Origin of the sequence: Kordiimonas pumila, assembly GCF_015240255.1 — a bacterium.
GTDB classification, from domain to species: domain Bacteria; phylum Pseudomonadota; class Alphaproteobacteria; order Sphingomonadales; family Kordiimonadaceae; genus Kordiimonas; species Kordiimonas pumila.
Genome location: NZ_CP061205.1, coordinates 3,550,122 through 3,574,526 on the forward strand (window position 1 = coordinate 3,550,122; position 24,405 = coordinate 3,574,526).

The window sequence follows — 24,405 nt, forward strand, 5'->3', positions numbered from 1 at the left end:
AAAAAAGCCCCGCAAAAGCGGGGCTTTTAAATAAGCTTTTAAGCTGATTACATATGGATAGTGCGCTTATGCACAGCAAGCGCTGCTTCTTTAACAGCTTCTGTTTCTGTTGGGTGCGCATGGCATGTCAGAGCTATATCTTCTGATGACGCGCCAAACTCCATTGCTATAGCTGCCTGCGCAATCATGTTACCCGCATCTGCACCAATGATATGAACACCAAGCACACGATCAGTTTCACTGTCGGCCAATATTTTTACAAAACCCTCTGTAGATTTGTTGGCTTTTGCACGGCTGTTGGCTGTGAAGGGGTATTTACCCACGTTATAGGAAACACCAGCATCTTTAAGCTCTTCCTCGGTTTTACCAACACTTGCAACCTCAGGATATGTGTAGACAACGCCCGGAATAACATCATGGTTCACATAACCTGTTAACCCTGCGATATTTTCAGCGCATGCAATGCCTTCATCTTCCGCTTTATGAGCAAGCATAGGGCCAATAATCACATCACCAATTGCCCATACACCCGGCACATTTGTGGAAAAATCATGTGCTGTTTTAATACGGGACCTGTCGTCCATTTCAACACCGATAGTCTCAAGCCCAAGGCCCGCAGTATAAGGTCTGCGTCCAACAGAAACCAACACGACATCTGTCTCGATTGTCGTTGCATCCCCGCCCTTTACAGGCTCAAAGGTTACTTTCGCACCAGATTTGGTTTTTTCAACCGCCGTCACTTTGGAAGAAAGGTTAAGCTTCATGCCTTGCTTTTTCAAAATACGCCCAAAGTTTTTCCGAACTTCCATGTCCATACCAGGCAGAAGCTGGTCCATAAATTCAATGACCGTTACTTCTGTACCAAACCGGCGCCACACTGAGCCAAGCTCAAGCCCAATTACGCCGCCACCAATCACTACCATGCTCTTTGGAACCGGGTTTAGGTCAAGGGCACCGGTTGAAGACACAATAATTTTTTCATCGATTTCAATGCCCGGCAAGCTTGCAACATCGCTACCTGTTGCAATGATTGCGTTTTTGGTTTTCACCGTGCGCGTACCGCCATCATTCAGGGCAACAGTAATAGTATCTTTGGCACTGAATTTACCAGTACCTTTAATCCATTCAATTTTGTTTTTCTTGAAAAGAAATTCAATACCGCCAGTCAGGCCTTTTACAGTTTCGTCTTTTACGGCCAGAACCTTTTCAATGTCATAGTCCAGCCCCTTAACAGACAGGCCAAACTGCTCAAAACCGTGATTTGCTTCATCATACATATGCGATGCATGCAGCAAGGCTTTTGAGGGCATACAGCCAATATTAAGGCAAGTGCCCCCAAGCGTTTCGCGCTTTTCAATACAGGCTGTTTTTAGGCCGAGCTGCGCGGCGCGTATCGCTGCCACATATCCACCAGGGCCAGAGCCTATTACAACAACATCAAATACATCCGACATTTTTTGTCCCTTTTTAAAACGAATGGGCGGAGCAAACCAAAACCCCACCCATTAATAACTTTATAGCAATCCTACATATCCAATAGAAGGCGGGTTGGATCTTCCAGCGCCTCTTTAACACGGACAAGGAAAGTAACCGCTTCACGGCCATCAATAATACGGTGGTCATAAGACAGAGCCAAATACATCATTGGGCGAATTTCAATCTGACCATTAATTGCGACTGGGCGGTCCTGTATCTTATGCATCCCAAGAATAGCAGACTGTGGTGCATTCAGAATAGGGCTAGACATCAGAGACCCAAAAATACCGCCATTAGAAATAGTAAACGTACCACCCTGCATTTCAGCAATCGTTAGCTTGCCGTCACGCGCCTTTTTACCAAAGTTGGCAATTGCAAGCTCAGTGCCTGCAAACGACATATCTTGCGCATCGCGCAGTACCGGCACAACAAGACCGTTCGGTGCAGAAACAGCAACACCAATATTTGCATAATTATGATACACAATTTCTTCACCGTCGATCATGGCATTCACAGCAGGTACTTCCCGCAGCGCAAGACAACATGCTTTTGTAAAGAAACTCATAAAACCAAGCTTGATGCTATGTTTCTTCGCAAACAAGTCTTTATACTTCTCACGTGCCTGCATCACTGCTGTCATATCCACCTCATTATAGGTGGTTAGCATGGCAGCCGTATTCTGTGCATCCTTCAGGCGCTGTGCCAATGTTTTACGAAGCCGTGTCATTTTCACACGTTCTTCACGCGGGCCTGTATCAACAGGGGCCGCGGCGGCATTTGCTGGGGCAGATAGTGTGCGCGCCTTGCCACTTTCAATGGCGGCAAGAACATCAGCTTTTGTCAAGCGACCATCTTTACCCGTTCCTGTAACGGACGACGGATCCAGATTATAATCGTCAACAATCCGGCGAACTGCTGGAGACATAGGCATCAAGCTAGCTGGCGCTTCGGTCTGCGCTGGTGCAGAAGCTGCTGGCTCTGTAGCAGTTTTAGATTGTGGTGCTGGCGACGGTGCAGACTCAGCTTCAGGAGCAGGCGTTTCAGCCTTTGGAGCAGCTGACGCCGAACCTTCTGTGTCAACGCGAGCAATAAGTGCGCCGATTTCTACTGTATCCCCTTCAGCAACCAGCTGTTCTTTGAGGACACCGGCAAAAGGGCTAGGAACTTCCATTGCCACTTTATCTGTTTCGATTTCAACAATCGGTTCATCTTGGGCAACAGCTTCACCTACAGCCTTAAGCCAAGTACCAACTGTGCCTTCGGCAACAGATTCGCCCATTTGCGGGATTACAATATCTTCGATTGCCACCTTTTGTGCTCCTAAACTTTATGTGTCCCTACACTACACGTACTTATATTGTTAGCGCTTCATCAACAAGTGCTGCTTGCTGCGCCGCATGTTTTGATGCCAAACCAGTTGCTGTTGCAGCGCTCGCTGCACGCCCTGCATAAACGGCGCGGGTTACAGGCATTTTCAGTTCCAGCAGAACATCTTCTAATGGTTCATGAATATGAGACCATGCCCCCATATTACGTGGCTCTTCCTGACACCAAACAACACGGTCAACATTCTTGAAGCGCGCTAATTCCACTGCAAGCGCTTTTGCAGGGAAGGGGTAAAGTTGTTCCACACGCAGCAAATATGTGTCGTCCATATTGCGGTTATCACGTTCATCAAGAAGGTCGTAATAAACCTTGCCGGTACAAAGCACCAACCGTTTGATTTTGTTATCCGCCTTCAGCTTAATTGAACCACCGTTTTCAATATCAGCATGATCCCAGAAAACCCTGTGGAACTGTGACCCAGGTCCAAAGTCTTCAAGATTGGAAACACAGCGTTTATGCCGCAGCAGCGATTTTGGTGTCATAATAACCAGCGGCTTCCTGAACTGGCGGTGCATTTGACGCCGAAGAACGTGGAAATAGTTTGCTGGTGTTGTACAGTTTACAACCTGCCAGTTATCTTCGGCGGAAAGCTGCAGGTAACGCTCAAGCCGTGCTGACGAATGCTCAGGCCCCTGCCCTTCATAACCATGCGGTAACAGCAGCACAAGGCCAGACATCCGAAGCCATTTAGCTTCAGCAGAACAGATAAACTGGTCAATAATAATCTGCGCGCCGTTGGCAAAATCGCCAAACTGGCCTTCCCATAGTGTCAAGCTGTTCGGCTCGGCCATAGAATACCCATATTCAAAGCCCATAACGCCAAACTCTGACAAATGGCTATCGAGCACCACAAACGGCGCATTCGGATTAACCTGATCAAGCGGCACATAACGATTTTCAGTTTTCTGGTCGACAAACACCGCATGACGCTGGCTAAAGGTTCCTCGTCCACAGTCCTGCCCAGAAAGACGAACGCCGTACCCTTCACGCAGTAATGTACCAAAAGCAAGAGCTTCCGCTGTAGCCCAGTCAAAACCAGCGCCTTCTTCAAACATTTTCTGTTTGTTTTCCAGAACCCGCTTCAGCGTGCGGTGAATATTGAAGTTTTCCGGCACTTCGGTAAGTTGCTCGCCAACTTCACGTAGCATAATTTCTGATACACCAGTTTCAGCGCGGCGTTTTTCATGATCTTGATCAGCAAGACCAAGGCCCTGCCATTTGCCTTCAAACCAGTCTGCCTTGTTCACAGCATAATCTTTTGCTGATTCAAACTCGTCCTCAAGGTAGCTAACAAACTCAGATTCCATATGAGCAAACTGCTCTGCCGTTAGCACACCTTCAGATATCAATTTCTCTGAGTATATTTTAACAACACTTGGATGCTTTTTAATCGCTGCATACATCAGCGGCTGCGTGAAAGATGGCTCATCAGATTCGTTATGGCCAAACCGGCGATAACAGAACATATCAATAACCACATCGCGCTTAAATTCCTGCCTGAATTCTGTTGCAAGCTTTGTTGCAAAAACCACAGCTTCCGGGTCATCACCGTTCACATGGAAGATCGGTGCCTGCACCATTTTAGCAACATCAGAAGGGTATGGGCTAGAGCGCGCATACTGCGGGCTTGTTGTAAAGCCAATCTGGTTATTAACGATAAAGTGGATCGTACCGCCAGTGTTGTAACCCCGCAGGCCAGACATGCCAAAACATTCCGCGATAACCCCTTGCCCAGCAAATGCCGCATCACCATGCAAAAGCAGAGAAAGCGTTGTTTTACGTTCAATATCTTTTTTCTGTTCCTGCTTGGCGCGGGTTTTACCAATCACTACCGGGTTAACAGCTTCAAGATGAGACGGGTTTGCATTCAGTGACAAATGCACATTGTTACCATCAAATTCACGGTCGGCACTGGTACCAAGATGGTATTTCACATCCCCAGAACCTTGCACATCGTCAGGCTTGAACGAGCCGCCATGAAATTCATTGAAAATGGCCCGGTAAGGTTTTTGCATCACATTGGCAAGCACATTAAGGCGCCCACGGTGCGGCATTCCAATAACTATTTCATCAAGGCCGTACTGGCCACCGGTTTTCATGATGGCCTCAAGCGCAGGAACCATTGCTTCGCCGCCGTCAAGGCCAAAGCGCTTTGTGCCAGTGTATTTCTTGCCTAGGAATAATTCAAACTGAACAGCTTCAATAAGCTTATTCAAAATCGCAATTTTACCCTTGTCGGTAAAATGTATTTCCTTATCACGACCTTCAATTTTACGCTGGATCCAGGATTTTTCATCTGGATCATTAATATGCATAAATTCCACACCCAAATTGGAACAGTATGTCCGCTTCAGGATTGTGATAATCTCGCGTATAGTGGCAACCTCAAGCCCTAAAACACCGTCCATAAAAATTGGACGATCCATATCGCCAGAACCAAAACCATACGATGCAGGTTCAAGCTCTGGATTTTTAGGACGTTCTTCCAAACCCAATGGGTCAAGGTTAGCCATAAGATGGCCACGCACACGGTATGTCCGCACCATCATAAGAGCGCGAATACTATCAATTGTTGCGGCACGAATATCTGCCGCAGACGTTGAAGCACCTACCGTTTTACCGGAGGTGCTTTCAATAAACATATCTGAACCATCAAGGCCTGTTGTCAGGTCATCATCCGGTCGCAGAGGCCAATCATTTCGTGCCCAACTTGGGCCTGATGCACTGATACCCGCTTCAAGGGCACTGAAGTAGTCCTGCCAACCTTGATCCAGTGACAAAGGGTCACTGACATACTGATCATACAGGGATTCAACAAATTGAGGGCTAACACCCTCTAATGCCGCGATACGGTCCAGATCTGCACCCATAGTTTATGGCGCGGTGCTTGTCACCGCGCCCCCCTATTCGTAATTAACCAATTGCTTTCAAAAGTGTAGTACCAAGAGCCGCAGGGCTATCAGACACGATAATACCAGCAGAGCGCATGGCTTCGATCTTGTCGTCAGCGCCGCCTTGGCCACCAGATACAATAGCGCCAGCATGGCCCATTGTACGGCCCGGAGGTGCTGTTCTACCCGCAATAAAGCCTGCTACAGGTTTCTTAACTTTACTATCTTTAAGGAACTGGGCAGCTTCTTCTTCTGCAGAACCACCAATTTCACCAATCATAATGATTGAATGTGTATCAGGGTCGCTAAGGAACATATCAAGGCAATCAATAAAGTTGGTGCCGTTTACTGGATCACCGCCGATACCAATACATGTGCTTTGGCCAAGGCCTGCAGCCGTTGTCTGTGCAACCGCTTCGTATGTCAGTGTACCTGAACGGGAAACAATCCCCACATTACCTGGCTTATGGATATGGCCCGGCATAATGCCAATTTTACACTGACCAGGCGTAATAACACCAGGACAGTTAGGACCAACAAGGCGTGTTTTCGAGTTTCGAAGAGCGCGTTTAACACGCACCATATCAAGAACAGGAATACCCTCCGTGATACAAACAACCAGCTCAATCTCAGCATCGATCGCTTCAAGGATTGAATCCGCTGCAAATGGTGGTGGCACATAAATAACAGAGGCATTACACCCTGTTACATCTTTTGCTTCACCAACAGTATTGAAAACGGGCAAATCAAGGTGCTTTTGGCCGCCTTTACCGGGCGTTACACCACCAACCATTTGTGTGCCATAAGCAATCGCTTGCTCAGAATGGAAGGTACCTTGAGCGCCGGTAAATCCCTGACAGATTACTTTCGTGTTTTTTCCAACAAGAACAGACATTACGCGGCCTCCTTCACGGCTTTAACGATTTTCTCAGCTGCATCGTTTAAATCGTCAGCAGAGATAATCGGCAAACCACTATCAGCCATAATCTGTTTGCCAAGTTCAACATTTGTACCTTCTAGACGGACAACAAGCGGCACAGAAAGCGCAACTTCGCGGGCAGCAGCAATAACACCCTCAGCAATAACATCACAGCGCATAATGCCTCCAAAGATGTTTACCAGAATGCCCTCAACATTGTCGTCAGACAGAATGATTTTGAAAGCTTCTGTAACACGCTCTTTTGTTGCGCCGCCACCAACATCAAGAAAGTTAGCAGGTGAACCACCTTTAAGCTGAATAATATCCATCGTTGCCATAGCAAGACCAGCACCGTTCACCATACAGCCAATAGAACCGTCGAGGCTGATATAGTTTAGCTGATACTTGGAAGCTTCAATTTCTTTTGGATCTTCTTCGCTTTCGTCGCGCAGTTCGCGAACATCAGGGTGACGGAACAGAGCGTTGCCATCGAATGACATTTTTGCATCCAGAACGACCATCTTGTCGTCTTCTGTAAGAACAAGCGGATTAATTTCAAGCATGGCAGCATCTTTTGCGACGTATGCAGCATACAGTGATGAAACCACTTGCTGACACGCTTTACCAGCCGCACCATCAAGCCCTAAGCCAAAAGCAACCTTACGGCAGTGGAAGCCCTGCAACCCTGTTGCGGCATCAATTGTAACAGTGAAGATTTTTTCAGGCGTTGCTTCCGCAACTTCCTCAATATCCATACCGCCTTCAGTAGATGCCATAATGGCAAGTTTGCCGCTCGCACGGTCAAGAAGCATAGAGAGGTAAAATTCTTTTTTAATCGCGCAACCGTCTTCAACGTAAACGCGCTTAACCTCTTTGCCCTCTGGGCCAGTCTGGTGCGTTACAAGGACTTTACCGATAAGTTCTTTTGCCGCTGCTTCAACTGCATCAAGCGACTTAACCACTTTCACGCCGCCCGCTTTACCGCGACCACCGGCATGAATTTGCGCCTTAACCACCCAAACCGGGCCGCCAAGTTTTTTTGCCGCATCTACTGCCTCAGCCGCAGTATAAGCCACGCCGCCTTCCAGCACGGGTGCCCCGTATTCTTTTAGCAGGCTTTTCGCCTGATACTCATGGATATTCATTGTGAATCCATATCCTCCTGGATTGTCCCTGTTTTATAATTAAGCAAGTGAAGAATCAATGTTCTGACATGCATCCATTAAGCCTTTTACAGCGTTCACAGAATGATCGAAGCCAGTTTTTTCTTCGCCTTGTAATTCAATCTCAACAATTTTCTCGATGCCACCTTCACCGATAATAACAGGAACACCAACGTACATGTCGCTGAGCCCATATTCACCGCTTAAGAAAGCTGCACATGGCAGAAGCCGTTTTTTATCTTTTAAATAGCTTTCAGCCATTTCGATTGCGCTTGTCGCAGGCGCATAGAAAGCAGAACCGGTTTTAAGAAGGCCAACAATTTCTGCGCCGCCATCACGGGTGCGCTGAACAATCTGATCGATTTTTTCCTGAGTTGACCAACCCATTTTAATAAGATCTGGCACCGGGATACCGGCAACAGTTGAATAGCGTATCAGCGGCACCATTGTATCGCCGTGACCACCAAGCACAAATGATGTTACATCCTGCACAGACACATTAAATTCTTCTGCAAGGAAATGACTGAAGCGTGAGCTATCAAGAACACCCGCCATACCACATACTTTATTTGTTGGCAGACCAGAGAATTGCTGAAGCGCCCAAACCATCGCATCAAGTGGGTTTGTGATACAAATAACAAAGGCATCTGGCGCATATTTGCCGATGCCTTCACCTACTGCCTTCATAACTTTCAGGTTGATGCCAAGAAGGTCATCACGGCTCATCCCCGGCTTCCTTGGCACACCGGCTGTCACAATCACAACATCTGCGCCTGCAATGTCAGCATAATCATTGGCACCTTTAAGCTTTGAATTAAAGCCTTCAACCGGGCTAGACTGTGAAAGGTCCAGAGTTTTACCCTGCGGCAAGCCCTCAACAATATCAAACAGTACAACGTCGCCCATTTCTTTCAGTGCTGCGAGGTGTGCCAATGTGCCACCAATTTGCCCGCCACCGATAAGTGCAATTTTTTTACGTGCCATTAAAATGCTCCAGCCATAAATTGGGGTAGCCGCCTAGTGGTACAGCCACCTACTAAAAACGAAAGAATAATCAATGTGGTAACTACCGTGTTTGCCCAACAGACACAAGCCATGAATACCCTACAATCCGTGTGATTAGTTGAAGAAACGTTACCTTATTGAAAAAACACAACAACAGATACGTCTTTTTATCGCACCAGCCATGCAGTTTCTGCAATACTCACCCTAGTTTTATCTTATAAATTGCATATTTAGGATATTTTCCAGCCTTTTTAACATTTTTCTGCTGCTTTAAGCTCCACAGCCTCAAAGGCCATAAGCATAATAACGGTGCAAAAGTGACAAACAAACGGTTTCTCAAAGAATTTTCTATTCAAATATTACAAAACTGCCCCTCAAAACGAATCAATTTAACTATTTTTCATCCAGTAATAGACAAAGCTATCATCAAGCCTTGTGGCCATGCCCGATGTGTAAATATTCTTCTGACTGCATTTCCATCAAACGGGAAACCGTGCGCTCAAACTCAAAAGCACCATCACCCGCTTCATAAAGTTCTTGTGGCGGGACTTCTGCCGAGCACAAAAACTTTACCCCGTGCTCGTATAAAGCATCTATGAAAGTTACAAACCGCTTTGCCTCATTACGGTTATGTTTTCCAAGCCTTGGGATCGCAACCATAATGACAGTATGATAGGCCCGGGCTATAGTCAGATAATCTGCAGCCCCAAGCGCGTTGGCGCAAAGCCGCTTAAAGGAAAACACAGCCACACCGCGCGCTGCCTTTGGTACATATAACGACCGACCCTGCACCAGTAAGGTTTCACTCGGCACCTTATCCCGGTCTTCCACATTCCGGTCTGTCAGGCGGAAAAATGCTTCTGAAAGCTTTGCCGTCGTTTCTTCATTTACAGGGCAGTAATAGGTTTCCACACCTTTCAGGCGATCATACCTGTAATCCGTGGGCCCATCGAGAGTTAGAATATCAAAATCTTTTTTCACCCGTTCAATAAAGGGCAGAAAAAGCTGGCGGTTAAGCCCGCCTTTATAAAGATCATCAGGCGGGCGGTTAGAGGTAGCTACCACCACTACCCCATGCTCCATCAATTCTGTAAACAATCGTGATAGCACCATTGCATCAGCAATGTCTGTTACCTGCAGTTCATCAAAGCATAAAAGGGTTGCTTCTGCGGCAATCTGACGGGCAACCGGCGGGATAGGGTCATCTTCACTTGCACGACCCCCAAGCGCTGCACGCTCTTTACCAGACAGGCCGCGCCACACCTTCATGCGGGCATGCACATCAAGCATAAACTCATGAAAATGAACACGCTTTTTAGCCTTTACCGGAGCTACTTCGTAAAAAAGGTCCATCAACATGGATTTACCGCGCCCCACGCCGCCGTACATATAAAGGCTACGCGGCACTGGTTTGTCACCACCCGCCCACTGAAACAGGTTGGAAAGTCGCCAGCTTTTAATCGAGAGGCTACCACCTCTGCCCTGCACTTCAGGGTATGTTTCCAGTTCCAGAAATAACCGTTCCAACCGCATAACAATGCGTTGCTGGTCTTCATCAGGCCTGATTTCACCGTCAGCTTGCAGTGCCATATAGGCAGCGAGAGGGCCTTGTGGGTGGGGCACTTTTTTGTCTTTTGTTATGTCTGACACACAACTACCTTTGATACTGGTACACCGTAACAACAATCATATATTTTCTCTAACATGCCTATCGTGCTGCAATAAAGGGAAAGCTGCACATAACAACAGTGTTTTATGTGCATAAGTTGCTTTTCTGCAAAACAGCCCTAATAAAATACATAGGTTTCAACCAAGAAGGTCACAGCTTCAAATGATCAACCCGCGTATCCACCGCCTTGATGGTGTTCAAAATTTTCGCGACATGGGCGGTTATGTAGCTGCAAATGGCCAATCCATTCGGTATGGCAGCTTATTTCGTTCTGGCCATTTATCGCATACAACAACACCTTGCCGGGAAGCTCTTGCCGCTAAAGGCATTTTGCATGTGATTGATTTCAGGTCTGATGCGGAAAAGAGCCGTAACCCGGTTGCATGGCAAACACCTTTCACACCTTCGTACCATTCGCTCTCTATAGGCGGCAATGCCGCTGCATGGGTTCAGGAGCTGTTTGAAAAACTCAAGAATTCTGATTTTCCGGGCGAGGAATTACGGGCACAATTTTTGCTCGCGTTTCGCACTATCCCCATAGAAAACCGCAGCGGACTAAAAGCTTTTTTCACCTGCCTCACAGACGAAAAGACCAATGGCGCCGTCCTTTTTCACTGCACAGCAGGTAAAGACCGCACCGGCATTGCTGGTGCGCTTGTTATGGCAGCACTAGGCATTGACCCCGATCAGATTATGGAAGATTTTCTACTGACAAATACTGCTGTGGATCTCGATCAAAAGACTGCCGAAATTGCTGAACGCCTTTCTATAAAAGCAGAGCGCTCTATTAACCCAAAAGACCTTTTGCCCCTGGTTGGCGTAGAAGCCGATTTCCTACATAATGCGTTTCAAGCAATACAAAATCATAGTGGCAGCATGGAAAATTACCTGCACACAGAAATGGGCCTGACAGAAAATCGCCTTCAAATGCTTAAGGGCAAGTTTCTGTCAGACTAGCCCCTAATTAGCAGCACTTTTTGTATGCGGTGCAAGCCACATAGAGATTCCCGCTGTTAAAAATGCAGGGACGGCTATAATAATCAGAATAGCCGATAGAGACATACCTGAGGCAACAAGCAAGCCACCAACCGATGGCCCAACAATAGACCCAGCCCGACCTACAGCAAGTGCCGCCCCGATCGCTGTAGCCCGTACTTTTGCAGGATAAATATTTGCTATAGCAGCGTTCATAGCTGTTTGCCCCCCAACAACAAAGAACCCTGATGCAAAGACAAGCCACAAAAGAAACCTTGGATCCATTGCCGTAAGCCCCATCAACACAAGACTTAAACCGGCACATACATAACCTACAGTAAGCACTTTGAATGCGCCAAAGCGATCAGATACCATACCAAGCATTACGCCGCCAATTGCACCGCCTATATTTAAAAACACGGCAGAAATAATAGCCGTATCAAGCTCTAACCCTGATTGTTTGGCAAGTGACGGTATCCAACTAAAGAGAAAATATACCATTAACAGGCTGTTGAAGTAAGCAAACCATATTGGCAGTGTAATACGTTTCATGGTGCCCATAAAAAGAGCTGCATACCGTGTAATGATATTGCCACTTACTTCAACACCGTCCTGCTTTCTGAAAGCCGACGCCAACTTTAGTATAAAACCACCCTTTTCAAGGGCTTTATCTGTTTCAAAATCAGGCGATTCTTTTAGCCAGATAAAAAGGGGAAACAATAGTGCAAGCGGGATAATTCCCCCCATCAGAAAAACAGAGTGCCAGCCATATACCGGTATAATCATGTTGCTTAAGTAGCCACCGATTGCAGCGCCGATTGGGAACCCCCCAAACATCATGGTAACAATTGTTGAACGGTGTTTTTTAGGCGCAGTCTCTGATGTTAACGCAATAAGATTGGGCATTACCCCGCCAAGCCCAATCCCTGTGATAAACCGTAAAATAAAAAGCATAACCCAATCAGATGAATAAGCGGTTAGAAGGCTGAACACTCCAAACATGAGTGTGCAAAACATAATGACAGGGCGCCGACCAAAAATATCCGATAAAGGGCTTAGCGTAAGTTGGCCCACCATAATACCAAACAAGGCCGCTGAAAAAATCACACCCATTTTAGCAGGCTCAATGCCCCAATCATCCGCAAGAACAGGAGCAACAAATGCAATTGCCTGAGCATCAAACCCATCAAGCATTGCAACTATACAACAAAGCACAGCGACCCTTGTTTGCACCCACACATTTTCAGACGCTTCACGGTTATTACCAGACAGCCCCATCATATATCCCTCCCAAATTTTTACCGATGACCATTATTTACTGTTTGGCTTTTGAGAACACCGCCAACTGACCAGTGCTCGGCATCCACTTCCGTAATCAAAACACGAACAGCCTCCAGCTTCACCTCTGCACATTCGCTCACAATCCAGCTAATTTCTTTCATCATCCGGTTTTTGCTTTCGTGCGAGCGGCCCTTGACCATGCTGATTTGCACAATTGGCATTATACTCCTCCCTCTCAGCTACCGCTGATAGTTTTTTTGATATTGTTAGCTTGACAACACAGCATCATATTATATAGCCACAAAATATCGATTTTTTTTGAATTGTCGATAATTTTATGTATAGTCGATAATTATTATTCAAACACAGGAGCCTATAATGGGGGAAATACTGGGAATTGGCGTTTCACATTACCCGCCACTGAGCAGCAAAGATGAAGATATGGCAAACATTCTTAAGGGCCGTATGCGTGACCCCGGTGTTCCTGATGAGGCAAAAGACCCAGCGAACTGGCCTGCCCTTATGCGTGAAGAATGGGGTGATGATGCCTCTGTAACAGGCGCAAGGAAACACCGCGAGAAAATGCGTCATGGGCTTGAGCATGTTCGCGAAGCATTGGACGAGTTTAACCCGGATTTCGTTCTCATCTGGGGTGATGACCAATATGAAAACTTTAAGGAAAGCATCATACCTCCTTTCTGTATTCATGCTTATGACGACATGGATGTATACCCTTGGCGGGATGCTTCAGAATCTGCCATGTTCAGTGAAGGACATGCCGATGAATGGGGCGGCGGCAAACCTAATGTTTGGGGTGAAAAAGGGAATAAAAGCATTCCCATAAAGTTTAACAAAGAAGCCGCAAAGCAGCTTGCATCAAAGCTTATCGAAAATGATTTTGATATGTCTTATTCCTACAAACCGAATGAGCACCCAGGTTTGGCACATGCTTTCCTGAATGCAATTTTGTATCTGGATTATGAAAGAAAGGGTTGGAATTACCCTATTCTACCTGTCACGATCAATTGTTATGGTAGCCGGATTATTGGGTATCGCGGCTTTATCAGCCAGCTTGGTGACGAACGTCCCCTTGACCCCCCTTCTCCATCCCCAAAACGGGTATTTGAAATGGGTGCTGCTATTGCCCGCATTATCAAAGAAAGCCCTTGGCGGGTTGCTTTGCTTGCATCTTCCAGTTGGTCACATGCTTTCCTTGTAGATAAAACATACCGTATGCAGCCAGATGTTGAATTCGACAAGCATATGTATAAAGCGCTTACAGAAGGCAATTATGAAGAGTTCCGAAATGTGCCGCTCAGCCGTATTGAAGAGGCTGGTGATCAAGAGTTGCTCAACTGGTGTGCCCTTGCTGGTGCCATGCATACACTAGACTACGAATGCACGTGGTCTGATTTTGTTGAAACATACCTGTTTAATTCAAGTAAAGTTGCCGCTGTATTCAAGCCCAAATAACAAACATCCATAAGGCAGGCGCCTAAAGAGTGCTTGCCTTATTTTCCCTCAAGGTTCTGCGTGCCTCTTAACCGTTTTGCCAGCAACAAGGAAAACTGCTTGTTTGCCTTTAGCTGGGTAATCGCACTATTCAACCGGCCCAACAAATCTGCCCTGCTTTTATGCACCCGAGCGCGCAGAATATTTTCACTATGAACATCACCTAACACAAGCGGGTATCCATACAAGCGCATTTGCAAATAAAAATCCTGATTGTTGGCAACAGTTAAGTCTGCCCTACCATCAACAACCATCTGAAAAGCCTCATGAATAGACCCAGCTTCCAAAATCTCACCAAAGTGCTGATAGTCAGGGAATGAATAGCCTTTCACTATAGCAACGGTATAAGCTGTTAAATCATTTGGATTCGCCGCATGTATTGGTTTATCTGATCGGTAAATTAGGTGGTCGTACACATAAAAGAATGGCTCAGTAAATAACTGTACAGCTTCTTCTTCCGGGCGCGTTCGCCATTCAGGGATAGAGCAGCAGGTTAAAATTAGCTTACCTTCGGCAAAAAGCTTGCGCTGCTCTTCATGGGGCACATCGATATAAATCGCATCTATGCCCGCTTCATCAATGATCGCTTTCCAGGCATATTCAAAAACACTATCGGCATGGTTATAGGCAGTTACCTGCTCTGCCCTCAAAACAGGAGGGGCACATAGACACAAGAATAGAAAAAAATATAAACGAAAACTCATAACTACCTCATAAAATAAGAATGGGTAGAATATGACAAAAACGTTAATAAACCGTAGATCACCCGCAGAAACCCTCAGGTTTTTTTTCATATAAACATTAGCATGTTATTAAACATATAAGCTTTTGGTATGTCATATGTAGTTTAGAGTGTATCATTCTGCCTCTGACACATCCCGTATTCGGGCACCTGTTAAAATCGTAATTTGGCCGGTATTTTTTAACTCTCTAATAGCTTCGTTTACCCGAGCCAACAAATCTGGTCTGCTGTTATGCACGCGCGCCATAAGTGCCAATTCATGGTATACAGGGCCTAACACAAGGGGCTTTGGCGCAAGCTTCTGCCGACGCCAAAATTCCTGGTGGTTAGCGATTGTCAAATCTGCTTCCTCGTTGACAACTGACTGAAAAACATCAGCCAATGAGGGCCTTATAACCTTCTCACCAAAAAGAGTATCCTCTGCATAGGCAAAGCCTTGTACAACACCAACCCGATAAGACCTCAAGTCAAGAGGATTAGGCAAATCGTAAGTTCGGTCTTTGTGCAAGATAAGGTGATCAGCCGTATAAAAGAAAGGCTCGCTCCACAATTGCGCGGCCACCTCTTCAGGACGGCTGCGCCATGCAGGCACTGAGCAACAATCCAGAACCAATTCGCCGCGCGCGAACATATCACGCCTTATATCACGAGTGGCAGCAATCATTTCAGCTTCAATGCCTGCCTTATCCAGAATAGCGTGCCAGACATCCCGGAAAACACTATCGCCAAGCCTGCTGGCTTTCACAGAGTTTTCAGCCTGCAATGCACCACTGAATGATACGCTCGCCCACACGAAGACAACCAGTAGCTTAACCACAAAAAGCCTCATCTCTTGCCCTGCTTTCAAAACCAATATTCCACATATTAAGAATAGGTAATAATCAACACAAAACAACTCTTCATAAAAAAAGCCGGGAAAACCCGGCTTTTTATATCAGACAGACTCACAGATTTATCCTCTGCGTTCCACCATCATTTTTTTGGTTTCTGCAATAGCTTTAGCAGGGTTCAAGCCTTTCGGGCATGCGTTCGCACAGTTCATAATCGTGTGGCACCGATACAGGCGGAAAGGGTCTTCAAGGTTATCAAGACGCTCGCCTGTATTTTCATCGCGGCTATCAATCAGCCAGCGATAGGCCTGTAAAAGAATAGCAGGTCCGAGATATTTGTCGCCATTCCACCAATAGCTTGGGCATGATGTAGAACAACAAGCACACAGGATACATTCATAAAGACCGTCCAGTTTTTTCCTGTCTTCAGGAGACTGAAGCCGCTCTTTCTCAGGTGCTGGGGACTGTGTTTCCATCCACGGTTTGATAGACGCATACTGTGCATAGAAGTTAGAGAGGTCTGGTACCAGATCCTTAATAACTTCCTGGTGCGGCAGCGGTGTGATCGACACATCACCCTTCGCATCTTCAATCGCAGTTGTACACGCAAGGCCATTTTTGCCGTTAATATTCATGGCACATGAGCCACAAACACCTTCCCGGCAGGAACGACGGAACGTTACAGTACTGTCCATTTCATTCTTGATTTTGATAAGCGCGTCCAAAACCATGGGGCCGCAGCTATCCATATCAACTTTGAAAGTATCCATATGCGGGTTTTCACCGTCATCTGGATTCCAGCGATACACATGGAAATCACGTGTATTAGCCGCACCTTCTGCTTTTACGGTTTTACCCTTGCCAACTTTAGAGTTTTTAGGAAGTGAAAATTCAGCCATGTCTCTTTCCTTCCCTTAATAAACACGTGCTTTTGGTTTAATATATTCCATCTCGGTACTCATGGTATACTCATGAACCGGGCGGTCACCAAGTGTAACTTTTTTACCGTCGAACCATGAAACGGTATGTTTCATCCAGTTCTTGTCATCGCGGTCCGGGTAATCCTCGTGCATATGGGCACCGCGGCTTTCCTTACGCGCAGATGCACCGTGCATGGTAAGTACAGCCTGACCAATCAGGTTTTGCAGTTCCAGTGTCTCAATGAGGTCACTGTTCCACACAAGGCTGCGGTCCGTTGTCTTAAGGTCACCAAAGTCAGCAGCAATGGCATCGATTTTCTCAACGCCTTCCGTAAGCACTTCTTCTGTCCGGAATACTGCGCAGTTATTTTGCATAACTTTCTGCATTTTCAGGCGCATATCAGCCGTTGGTGTACTGCCGTTCGCATAGCGTGCTGCGTCAAGGCGACTAAGGGCCATATCAGCATAGCCTTCAGGTAGTGGCTTTTGCGTCTCGCCTGCTTTTACAAGCTCAGGCACCCGCTTGCCAACCGCGCGGCCAAACACCACAAGGTCAATAAGGCTGTTAGACCCAAGACGGTTCGCCCCGTGTACAGAAACGCACGCAGCTTCACCCACAGCAAACAGGCCCGGCACAATATTATCCGGGTTGTCTTTGGTAGGGTTAATCACTTCACCGTGGAAGTTGGTTGGAATACCGCCCATATTATAATGCACTGTCGGCAAAATCGGTATCGGCTCTTTGGTCACGTCCACATTCGCGAAAATTTTCGCTGATTCAGAAATACCCGGCAGGCGTTCAGCCAAAATGGCCGGATCAAGGTGATCAAGGTGCAGGTACATATGGTCCTTATCAGGGCCAACACCACGACCTTCACGGATCTCGTTTGAAATAGAGCGTGATACCACATCGCGGCTAGCAAGGTCTTTCGCTGACGGCGCATACCGCTCCATAAAGCGTTCGCCCTCAGAGTTAATCAGAATGCCGCCTTCACCGCGCGCACCTTCTGTAATCAGCACACCAGCACCGTAAATGCCGGTTGGGTGGAACTGAACAAACTCAAGGTCTTGCAAGGCAAGGCCAGCCCGCAGCACCATACCGCCGCCGTCACCTGTGCATGTGTGCGCTGATGTGGCAGAGAAATACGCCCGGCCGTAACCGCCTGTCGCCAGCACAGTTACCTTGGCACGGAATGCATGCATGGAACCATCTTCCATGTTCATGGCAATTACACCCCGGCATTCACCGTTTTCCATGATCAGGTCGATCGCGAAATACTCAATATAAAAGTCACTGTCATACTTTAGCGACTGCTGGTAAAGTGCGTGCAACATAGCGTGGCCAGTTCGGTCTGCCGCCGCGCATGTGCGCTGTGCCGCCGGGCCTTCACCAAATTCTGTTGTCATACCGCCGAAAGCACGCTGGTATATCTTGCCTTCTTCCGTGCGGCTAAACGGTACGCCGTAATGCTCCAGCTCGTAAACAGCTGCTGGTGCCTCGCGTACCATATATTCAATCGCGTCTTGGTCCCCAAGCCAGTCAGAACCCTTAACAGTGTCATACATATGCCACTGCCAGCTATCTGGGCCCATGTTACCAAGGGATGCTGCGATACCGCCCTGAGCCGCAACAGTATGCGACCGGGTAGGAAATACTTTTGTGATACAAGCCGTTTTCAGGCCTGATTCAGCAAGGCCCATCGTAGCACGAAGGCCAGAACCACCGGCGCCGATTACGATGGCGTCATAGGTATGCTGTGTAATTGGATAGGCTGTGCTCATGACTTAGCCCCCGAAAGAGATACGTAAAATTGAAAAAATACTAAGAGCTGCAATCAAAATGCAAACACCCTTAATAGCTAGCGTCGCTATCAGCTTCATGCCAGGCGTGTGGGCATAGTCTTCCACCACTTCCTGCAAGCCAGACCGCATATGGTGCGTAAAGTTTGCGACAAAAAGGATCAGTAATATAGCGACCAGTGGCTGCTTCAGCCATGCCACCCATTCCGCATGGGTTTTACCCACATTACCAACAAACGAAACCACAAAAAATATGGTAAGGGGTATGTTTGCTATGGCTGTCATCCGGTGTGTTAGCCAGTGACCAGTGCCGTCTTTTGCAGAACCTAGGCCGCGTACTTTAGCGAGAGGGTTTTTCATGTCAGTCATGTTAAATAACCCCCATCACTTTATAGGCAGCAAACCATATTGCCAGCGTCGCAATGACAGAAAAAACAAACGTCAGCTTTGCAGACAGGCTGTTTGCTTTCAGGTCATAAAGATAACCCATGTCCATAAACAGGTGGCGAATACCAGATGCTAAATGCTGCATTAGGGAAAATGTAATCCCGAGGAGAATAATCCTGCCCGGAATAGAGGACGCAAAAGATTGTACCGTATTAAAATATTCATAACCGGTTGCTATGGCTACCAGCCACCAGGTTAAGAGGATAGCCCCAACAGCAAGTGCAGACCCTGTTGCGCGGTGCATAATGGAAACTGCCATATGCGCGCCCCAGCGATAAACCTGCAGGTGAGGAGAAAGCGGGCGTTTCGCCTGTGCCATGAATTGTCCCCTGACAGTAGTTGACCAACTTGTTTTCCGCACACCTTACAGGCATTGCGGTTTGATTCGGCTGTAGTTTTAGCCCCGCGAGGGGGGCGCCTGCAAGTACTGATATTACAAAAACTGCAGATAAACCCCTAATCGTGCATTTTAACCCTACCTGAAATTACTATTTGCCCTCAGTAAAAAGGCCCGCTATGTAAAAAACATATTGATTTGGGGGTATTATTCTATGTTTCGTTGTATTGCTATCATGGCAAGCTTGTCTCTTGTCTTTTTTTCTTGTTCCGGCTGGGCAAAAGATGCTGCCTTAAACCCTGCAGATATGCAGGTTGAGGTCTTTGCCGCACTTCCTAACTTTGAAAACCCAAAGCTGTCACCGGATGGCACCAAAATGGCTTTTTTCACTGAAGATGAAGGCCGCAGGAACCTTGTAATATATAGCCTAACCGGCGAGAAACCGATCCTGATACCACCGCAGGACAAGGTTGATTACGGCGCCGTATTCTGGAAAAGCGATAATGTGCTGTTAATCCGGTTCGACCTATCGCTCAACAGATGGATTTTTAGGGGCAATAGTGATGAAAGCCGCATGGTCAGCTTAAATCTTGAGGAAATGGATTTCAAATGGCTTGGCCGCCCCAAACGCAGCAGATCAGACGAACGTGTTTCACAGTATGACAGTATGATAGATCTTTTGCCTGACGATCCTGATCACATACTGCTTTCGCTTGATCACGAGCTTGATGGCTATCCTACTGTTTACCGTGTTGATGTTCTGGACGGTGGTCGTAGAACCGCGCAGTCCGGCAGAACCGGTATAAACCGCTGGTATAGTGACAACGCAGGGGAAGTACGTCTGGGCAAAGGGTACCGCGTTCAAAGTACCGAACTGAACATGAAGTATAAAACCGTTGAGGGCGACTGGCTCGACCTGAATGACCTTGAATGGACAAATCACTATACGTTTGCGGGTTTTACGGCTGATAACGACAATACAGCCTATGTGTACGGCCTGTCAGAAAAGGGCACCACGGGTATTTACAAGCTCGATATGCTTTCAGGTAAAATACTGTCTTCTGTCTTTACCATGAAAAACCATGATATTGATTATCTCTATTACCATCCGGTTACCAACCGGCTGGCTGGCGTTTTTTACACAGATGACTACACCAAACTTTATTATTTTGATGAGGACTTAGACCTATTACAGCGCAGCATAGACCATGTTCTACCTGGCACAATAAACCGGATTGTGAGTAAAGCCAGAAACAGAGAACTGTATCTTATACTTGTCAGGTCAGACCAAAACCCCGGAGATTATTATTTCTATGACCGCGAGAAAAAAAGCCTCGGCTACTTTGTAAGCAAACGTACCGCGATTAACGAAGCCATCATGGCGACCACCAAGCCTGTTATAATCCCCGTACGGGACGGCAGCACGATACCCGGCTATGTAACACTGCCCCATGGCAAAGAGGCCAAAAACCTGCCAACTATCATCTTGCCGCACGGCGGACCGTCTGCCCGCGATAGTGCCGAATGGGACTATGAAGCACAGTTTTATGCAAGCCGGGGCTGGCTGGTATTGAAACCCAACTTCCGTGGTTCAGAGGGCTATGGCCCTGCCTTTGAGCACGCAGGCGACCTACAGTGGGGCGGCCTGATGCAGGATGATGTAACAGACGCGACCAAATGGCTGGTTGCAGAAGGCGTGGCAGACCCTGACCGTATCTGTATTGTTGGCTCATCCTACGGTGGTTACGCGGCATTATTTGCAACGATTAAAGAACCCGGCCTTTATAAATGCGCTGTATCCGTTAACGGTGTTGCAGACCTTGTTCGCCTTAAATCCGGTGACAAACACTATATTGGTGGGCGGTCGTGGGTTAAAGACATGGGTCTTGAAGGCGTGGACGACAAAGAAGTATCACCCTATCACAGGGCAGAAGACATTAGCGCCCCGGTCCTTCTGGTTGCCGCAAAAGATGATGCCCGTGTGCCCTATGATTTGTCACGTGATCTATATAGCCGCCTCAAACGCTTAAAGAAGCCGGTAGACTATGTTGAACTGAAAAACGGCACGCATCATATGGTAACGGCTGAAGCCCGGTTTGAAACCCTGAAGGCTGCAGAAAAGTTCCTCAAACAGTATCTGGACTAAGGCCTTTACAACATGAACACACTTTTTAAACCTTCATGCGTCCGTGCTATCTTAGGAGCCGCTATGTACAATCCGTTTAAAATTGCTATCGCTTTGTGTCTGCTTGCTGTGTCTGTAACGGCATATGGGCAAGAAAAAGTACCCCTAGATGCCTTTGCCTCTAATCCAACATTTTCTGGCGCAAAACTATCGCCCTCTGGGGAAAAGATCGGGTTTCTAACCGAAAAAGATAATCAAACGGTGATGATTGCGCTCGATACCACAAGTGGTGAAAGTGTGCTCATTCCTAAATTTGGTGATGCAGAATTATTCGACTTTTTCTGGGCAAACGACGAAGTTCTTCTGCTTCAATATCTATTATCTCATAACCAACGGTATTTTGGCGAATCCGTAAGGGAAACCAGAAGTATTAGTTACGACCTAACAAATGGGAAATTTGAATGGTTAGGTGCTCCTCAAAAAGAAATGGGGAGCAACGAACACATCATGTGGGGCGAAACTGTTTTACACCTTCTACCTGATGAGCCAGAACAAATTCTAATGCAATTCGACGAGCACAACTTAGGCAAGCCCAGTGTTTTTAAGGTTAATGTCCGTACAGGAAAGCGCAACAGAGTTAAACCCGGCAGGCGCGGCATCTACAGTTGGTTTGCAGACTTTGATGGCAATATCCGATACGGTTATGGTAGCAGGAACTCTACAGGTAGCTGGGTGGATAGTGATGAGGTCGCTGTTATTGTTGAAAAAAATGGTTCCCTAACCGACATTACAGAAATGGACTGGTTCAAGGCTCATGATGACTGGTTCGAATATCATGCTATTGAGGGCTTCACAGAAAATCCTGACATTATCTATATATCCGCCCCCAACAAATACGATTCAAACAGTATTTACACTTTTAATTTTAGAACAGGCGAGATTGTAGATACTGTTTTTGAACGGGAAGATATTGGCCCAGGTGGATTCTTGCGGCATCCCGACACCGGCAATATTATAGGTGTTTATTACACCGCCGATGTCACAGAATATCTGTATTTTGACGAAGAGTATGCCAAATTGCAGCGTAGCCTTTCCGCAGCCCTTAAGAGCCAAAATGTCCGCATTTCTGGCAAGGCACGGCATAAAGAACTTTACCTCATTTACGCATCGACACCCACAAACCCCGGTGACTATTATCTTTATAACCGAGATACCGGGCAGCTTCAGTATATCGCGCCAACACATGACGGTATTTACCCTGAAGATATGGCACCTGTGAAACGCATTAATTACAAAGCACGAGATGGCCAAAAGATTCCCGCCTATCTGACCCTACCCCAAGGCAGGGATAAAAACCTACCAACGATTATATTGCCCCACGGCGGCCCATACGCACGCGATACTATGAACTGGGATTACTGGGCGCAGTTTTATGCCAACCGTGGCTATGCCGTTATTCAACCAAACTTCAGGGGCTCAACCGGCTACGGCAAATCTTTTTATGAAGCGGGGCGCAAACAGTGGGGCGGCCTGATGCAGGATGATGTAACAGACGCCACATACTGGATGATAGAAAATGGTTACAGTGACCCAGACCGCATTTGCATTCTAGGCGGGTCTTACGGCGGATATGCATCACTTTTTGCCCCCATCAAGGAACCTGATCTTTATAAATGTGCTGTTTCCATTAACGGTGTAGCCGACATTCCCATGATGCGGCGTGAGGACATCCGCGATTTTTCTAAGGATAACTGGATACAGGATGTTGGCCTTGAAGGGCATGAACCAGAATTTGTTTCCCCCTACCACAGAGCAAACGAGGTCAATATTCCTATTCTCTTGATTGCAGCCGTTAATGATGGCCGCGTACCGTATGACCAATCAACTCGTATGCATAAAAAACTTAAAAGCCTTGGGAAAGATAGCACTTATATAGAGATGGCTGATGGAGACCACTGGCTTATGACCAAAGCGGCCAAAACAACAATGCTGACCGAAACAGAGAAGTTTTTAGAAAAGCACATAGGCCATTAAAAAAGGCTGATAAACAAAGGGGGCCGTTGCCCCCTATTCTCCTGCGGTAATTGCCCTAGCCACAGAAAGCAGATAGCGCGCTTCTGTAACATGCAGGTCTTCGATCATCTTGCCGTCGAGGGTTGCAACACCCTTACCTGCAGCTTTCGCCGCCTCAAACGCGGCGATCAAGCGCTCGGCCCCTGCCACTTCAGTGTCTGACGGAGCAAAGGCTTCGTTCGCGCCCTCAATCTGGCTGGGGTGGATAAGGGTTTTACCATCAAAGCCCATATCACGGGCAGCCATACATTCTGCCTGAAAGCCTTCGCTGTCGCGAAAATCATTATATACGCCATCCAGAACAATTTTGCCGTAAGCACGCCCCCCCAGAAGCGCAGTCGACAGCGCTGCCATAATGGGCGCTCTGCCCGGCACCCTTCTGGCGCGCAGGTCTTTTGTCAGGTCATTCGGGCCGATCACCAGCGCTGTCAATTTATGTGACACTGCACAAATGGCCTGCGCATTAAGAAACGCCAGCGGGGTTTCCATCATAGCCCACAGGCTAATGTTCGTATTATCCAGATACTGAAGATACGGTATCAAGTCATCAGCCGCTGTTACCTTTGGCACCAGAATGGCCGCTGGTTTTGCCGCAATAGCCGCCTTCATGTCTTCCTGTCCCCAAGGGGTATCAAACGCATTTATACGGATAACCAGTTCGCGCCTGCCATACTCGCCCGACGAAACTGCAGAGGCCGCGAGCGTGCGCGCTGCCTCTTTAGCATCAGGGCTAACAGCATCTTCAAGATCAAAGATCACCACATCACAGGGCAGGCTTTTTGCTTTTTCAAGCGCCCGTTCGTTCGACGCTGGCATAAAAAGCGCGCTGCGCCTTGGTATTATATCATCCATAA

Annotated in this window: 20 protein-coding genes; 4 read left to right on the forward strand and 16 right to left on the reverse strand. The window is 47.1% G+C overall.

Annotation, left to right across the window (positions count from 1 at the left end):
* Positions 1-47 precede the first annotated feature (47 nt).
* The 7 genes from lpdA to zapE all read right to left on the reverse strand — a co-directional run bounded on the left by lpdA (position 48) and on the right by zapE (position 10,490).
* Positions 48-1,454 carry a dihydrolipoyl dehydrogenase gene (lpdA, locus tag ICL80_RS15785; RefSeq protein ID WP_194213688.1) on the reverse strand — a complete coding sequence of 469 codons (1,407 nt, stop codon included), beginning with the start codon at positions 1,452-1,454 and terminating at the stop codon, positions 48-50.
* Positions 1,455-1,525: 71 nt separating this feature from the next.
* Positions 1,526-2,785, reverse strand: a complete 1,260-nt coding sequence (gene odhB / locus ICL80_RS15790) for a 2-oxoglutarate dehydrogenase complex dihydrolipoyllysine-residue succinyltransferase (RefSeq protein WP_194213689.1) — start codon at positions 2,783-2,785, stop codon at positions 1,526-1,528.
* Between the two features lie 43 nt (positions 2,786-2,828).
* The gene (locus ICL80_RS15795; RefSeq protein ID WP_194213690.1) at positions 2,829-5,732 is read right to left on the reverse strand and encodes a 2-oxoglutarate dehydrogenase E1 component; all 2,904 of its coding nucleotides are present in this window, start codon (positions 5,730-5,732) and stop codon (positions 2,829-2,831) included.
* Between the two features lie 43 nt (positions 5,733-5,775).
* A complete protein-coding gene (gene sucD / locus ICL80_RS15800) occupies positions 5,776-6,648 on the reverse strand; it encodes a succinate--CoA ligase subunit alpha (protein ID WP_194213691.1) in 873 nt (290 codons plus the stop codon).
* Positions 6,648-7,817: an ADP-forming succinate--CoA ligase subunit beta gene (sucC, locus tag ICL80_RS15805; RefSeq protein WP_194213692.1), complete on the reverse strand. Its 1,170-nt coding sequence runs from the start codon at positions 7,815-7,817 to the stop codon at positions 6,648-6,650. The genes sucD and sucC overlap by 1 nt, the downstream gene beginning before the upstream one ends.
* 39 nt (positions 7,818-7,856) lie before the next feature.
* On the reverse strand, positions 7,857-8,819 hold the full coding sequence (gene mdh / locus ICL80_RS15810; RefSeq protein WP_194213693.1) for a malate dehydrogenase: 963 nt from the start codon (positions 8,817-8,819) through the stop codon (positions 7,857-7,859).
* 447 nt (positions 8,820-9,266) lie between these two features.
* A complete protein-coding gene (gene zapE / locus ICL80_RS15815; RefSeq protein WP_228073607.1) occupies positions 9,267-10,490 on the reverse strand; it encodes a cell division protein ZapE in 1,224 nt (407 codons plus the stop codon).
* A 181-nt stretch (positions 10,491-10,671) separates the two neighbouring features.
* Between zapE and ICL80_RS15820 the strand changes: the two genes are divergently transcribed.
* Positions 10,672-11,466, forward strand: coding sequence for a tyrosine-protein phosphatase (locus tag ICL80_RS15820; protein ID WP_194213694.1), 795 nt, complete (start codon positions 10,672-10,674; stop codon positions 11,464-11,466).
* Between the two features lie 3 nt (positions 11,467-11,469).
* On the opposite strand, the gene ICL80_RS15825 is transcribed toward ICL80_RS15820, so the two are convergent.
* Positions 11,470-12,765 (reverse strand): MFS transporter, encoded by a 1,296-nt coding sequence (locus tag ICL80_RS15825; protein WP_194213695.1) that lies wholly within the window; start codon positions 12,763-12,765, stop codon positions 11,470-11,472.
* Positions 12,766-12,782: 17 nt separating this feature from the next.
* A complete protein-coding gene (locus ICL80_RS15830; protein ID WP_194213696.1) occupies positions 12,783-12,986 on the reverse strand; it encodes a tautomerase family protein in 204 nt (67 codons plus the stop codon).
* Between the two features lie 157 nt (positions 12,987-13,143).
* Here ICL80_RS15830 and ICL80_RS15835 point away from each other — a divergent pair, with 157 nt between their 5' ends.
* Entirely contained in the window at positions 13,144-14,238 is a 1,095-nt protein-coding gene (locus tag ICL80_RS15835) for a DODA-type extradiol aromatic ring-opening family dioxygenase (RefSeq protein WP_194213697.1), read from the forward strand.
* Between the two features lie 38 nt (positions 14,239-14,276).
* On the opposite strand, the gene ICL80_RS15840 is transcribed toward ICL80_RS15835, so the two are convergent.
* From ICL80_RS15840 to sdhC, 6 genes are all read right to left on the reverse strand, one after another.
* Complete coding sequence (locus ICL80_RS15840) at positions 14,277-14,981, reverse strand: substrate-binding periplasmic protein (RefSeq protein WP_194213698.1); 705 nt, start codon at positions 14,979-14,981, stop codon at positions 14,277-14,279.
* Between the two features lie 153 nt (positions 14,982-15,134).
* Entirely contained in the window at positions 15,135-15,836 is a 702-nt protein-coding gene (locus ICL80_RS15845) for a substrate-binding periplasmic protein (protein ID WP_194213699.1), read from the reverse strand.
* 135 nt (positions 15,837-15,971) lie between these two features.
* The gene (locus ICL80_RS15850) at positions 15,972-16,748 is read right to left on the reverse strand and encodes a succinate dehydrogenase iron-sulfur subunit (RefSeq protein ID WP_194213700.1); all 777 of its coding nucleotides are present in this window, start codon (positions 16,746-16,748) and stop codon (positions 15,972-15,974) included.
* Positions 16,749-16,763: 15 nt separating this feature from the next.
* Positions 16,764-18,551 carry a succinate dehydrogenase flavoprotein subunit gene (gene sdhA / locus ICL80_RS15855; protein WP_194213701.1) on the reverse strand — a complete coding sequence of 596 codons (1,788 nt, stop codon included), beginning with the start codon at positions 18,549-18,551 and terminating at the stop codon, positions 16,764-16,766.
* Positions 18,552-18,554: 3 nt separating this feature from the next.
* Complete coding sequence (sdhD, locus tag ICL80_RS15860) at positions 18,555-18,938, reverse strand: succinate dehydrogenase, hydrophobic membrane anchor protein (protein WP_194213702.1); 384 nt, start codon at positions 18,936-18,938, stop codon at positions 18,555-18,557.
* A 1-nt stretch (position 18,939) separates the two neighbouring features.
* On the reverse strand, positions 18,940-19,335 hold the full coding sequence (gene sdhC, locus ICL80_RS15865) for a succinate dehydrogenase, cytochrome b556 subunit (RefSeq protein ID WP_194213703.1): 396 nt from the start codon (positions 19,333-19,335) through the stop codon (positions 18,940-18,942).
* Positions 19,336-19,567: 232 nt separating this feature from the next.
* On the opposite strand from sdhC, the gene ICL80_RS15870 reads away from it, so the two are divergent.
* Positions 19,568-21,499 carry a S9 family peptidase gene (locus ICL80_RS15870; RefSeq protein ID WP_194213704.1) on the forward strand — a complete coding sequence of 644 codons (1,932 nt, stop codon included), beginning with the start codon at positions 19,568-19,570 and terminating at the stop codon, positions 21,497-21,499.
* A gap of 63 nt (positions 21,500-21,562) precedes the next feature.
* Entirely contained in the window at positions 21,563-23,512 is a 1,950-nt protein-coding gene (locus ICL80_RS15875) for an alpha/beta hydrolase family protein (RefSeq protein WP_194213705.1), read from the forward strand.
* Between the two features lie 33 nt (positions 23,513-23,545).
* Here the strand turns inward: ICL80_RS15875 and ICL80_RS15880 are convergent, their stop codons facing one another.
* Positions 23,546-24,403, reverse strand: coding sequence for an HpcH/HpaI aldolase/citrate lyase family protein (locus ICL80_RS15880; RefSeq protein WP_194213706.1), 858 nt, complete (start codon positions 24,401-24,403; stop codon positions 23,546-23,548).
* Between the last annotated feature and the right edge of the window lie 2 nt (positions 24,404-24,405).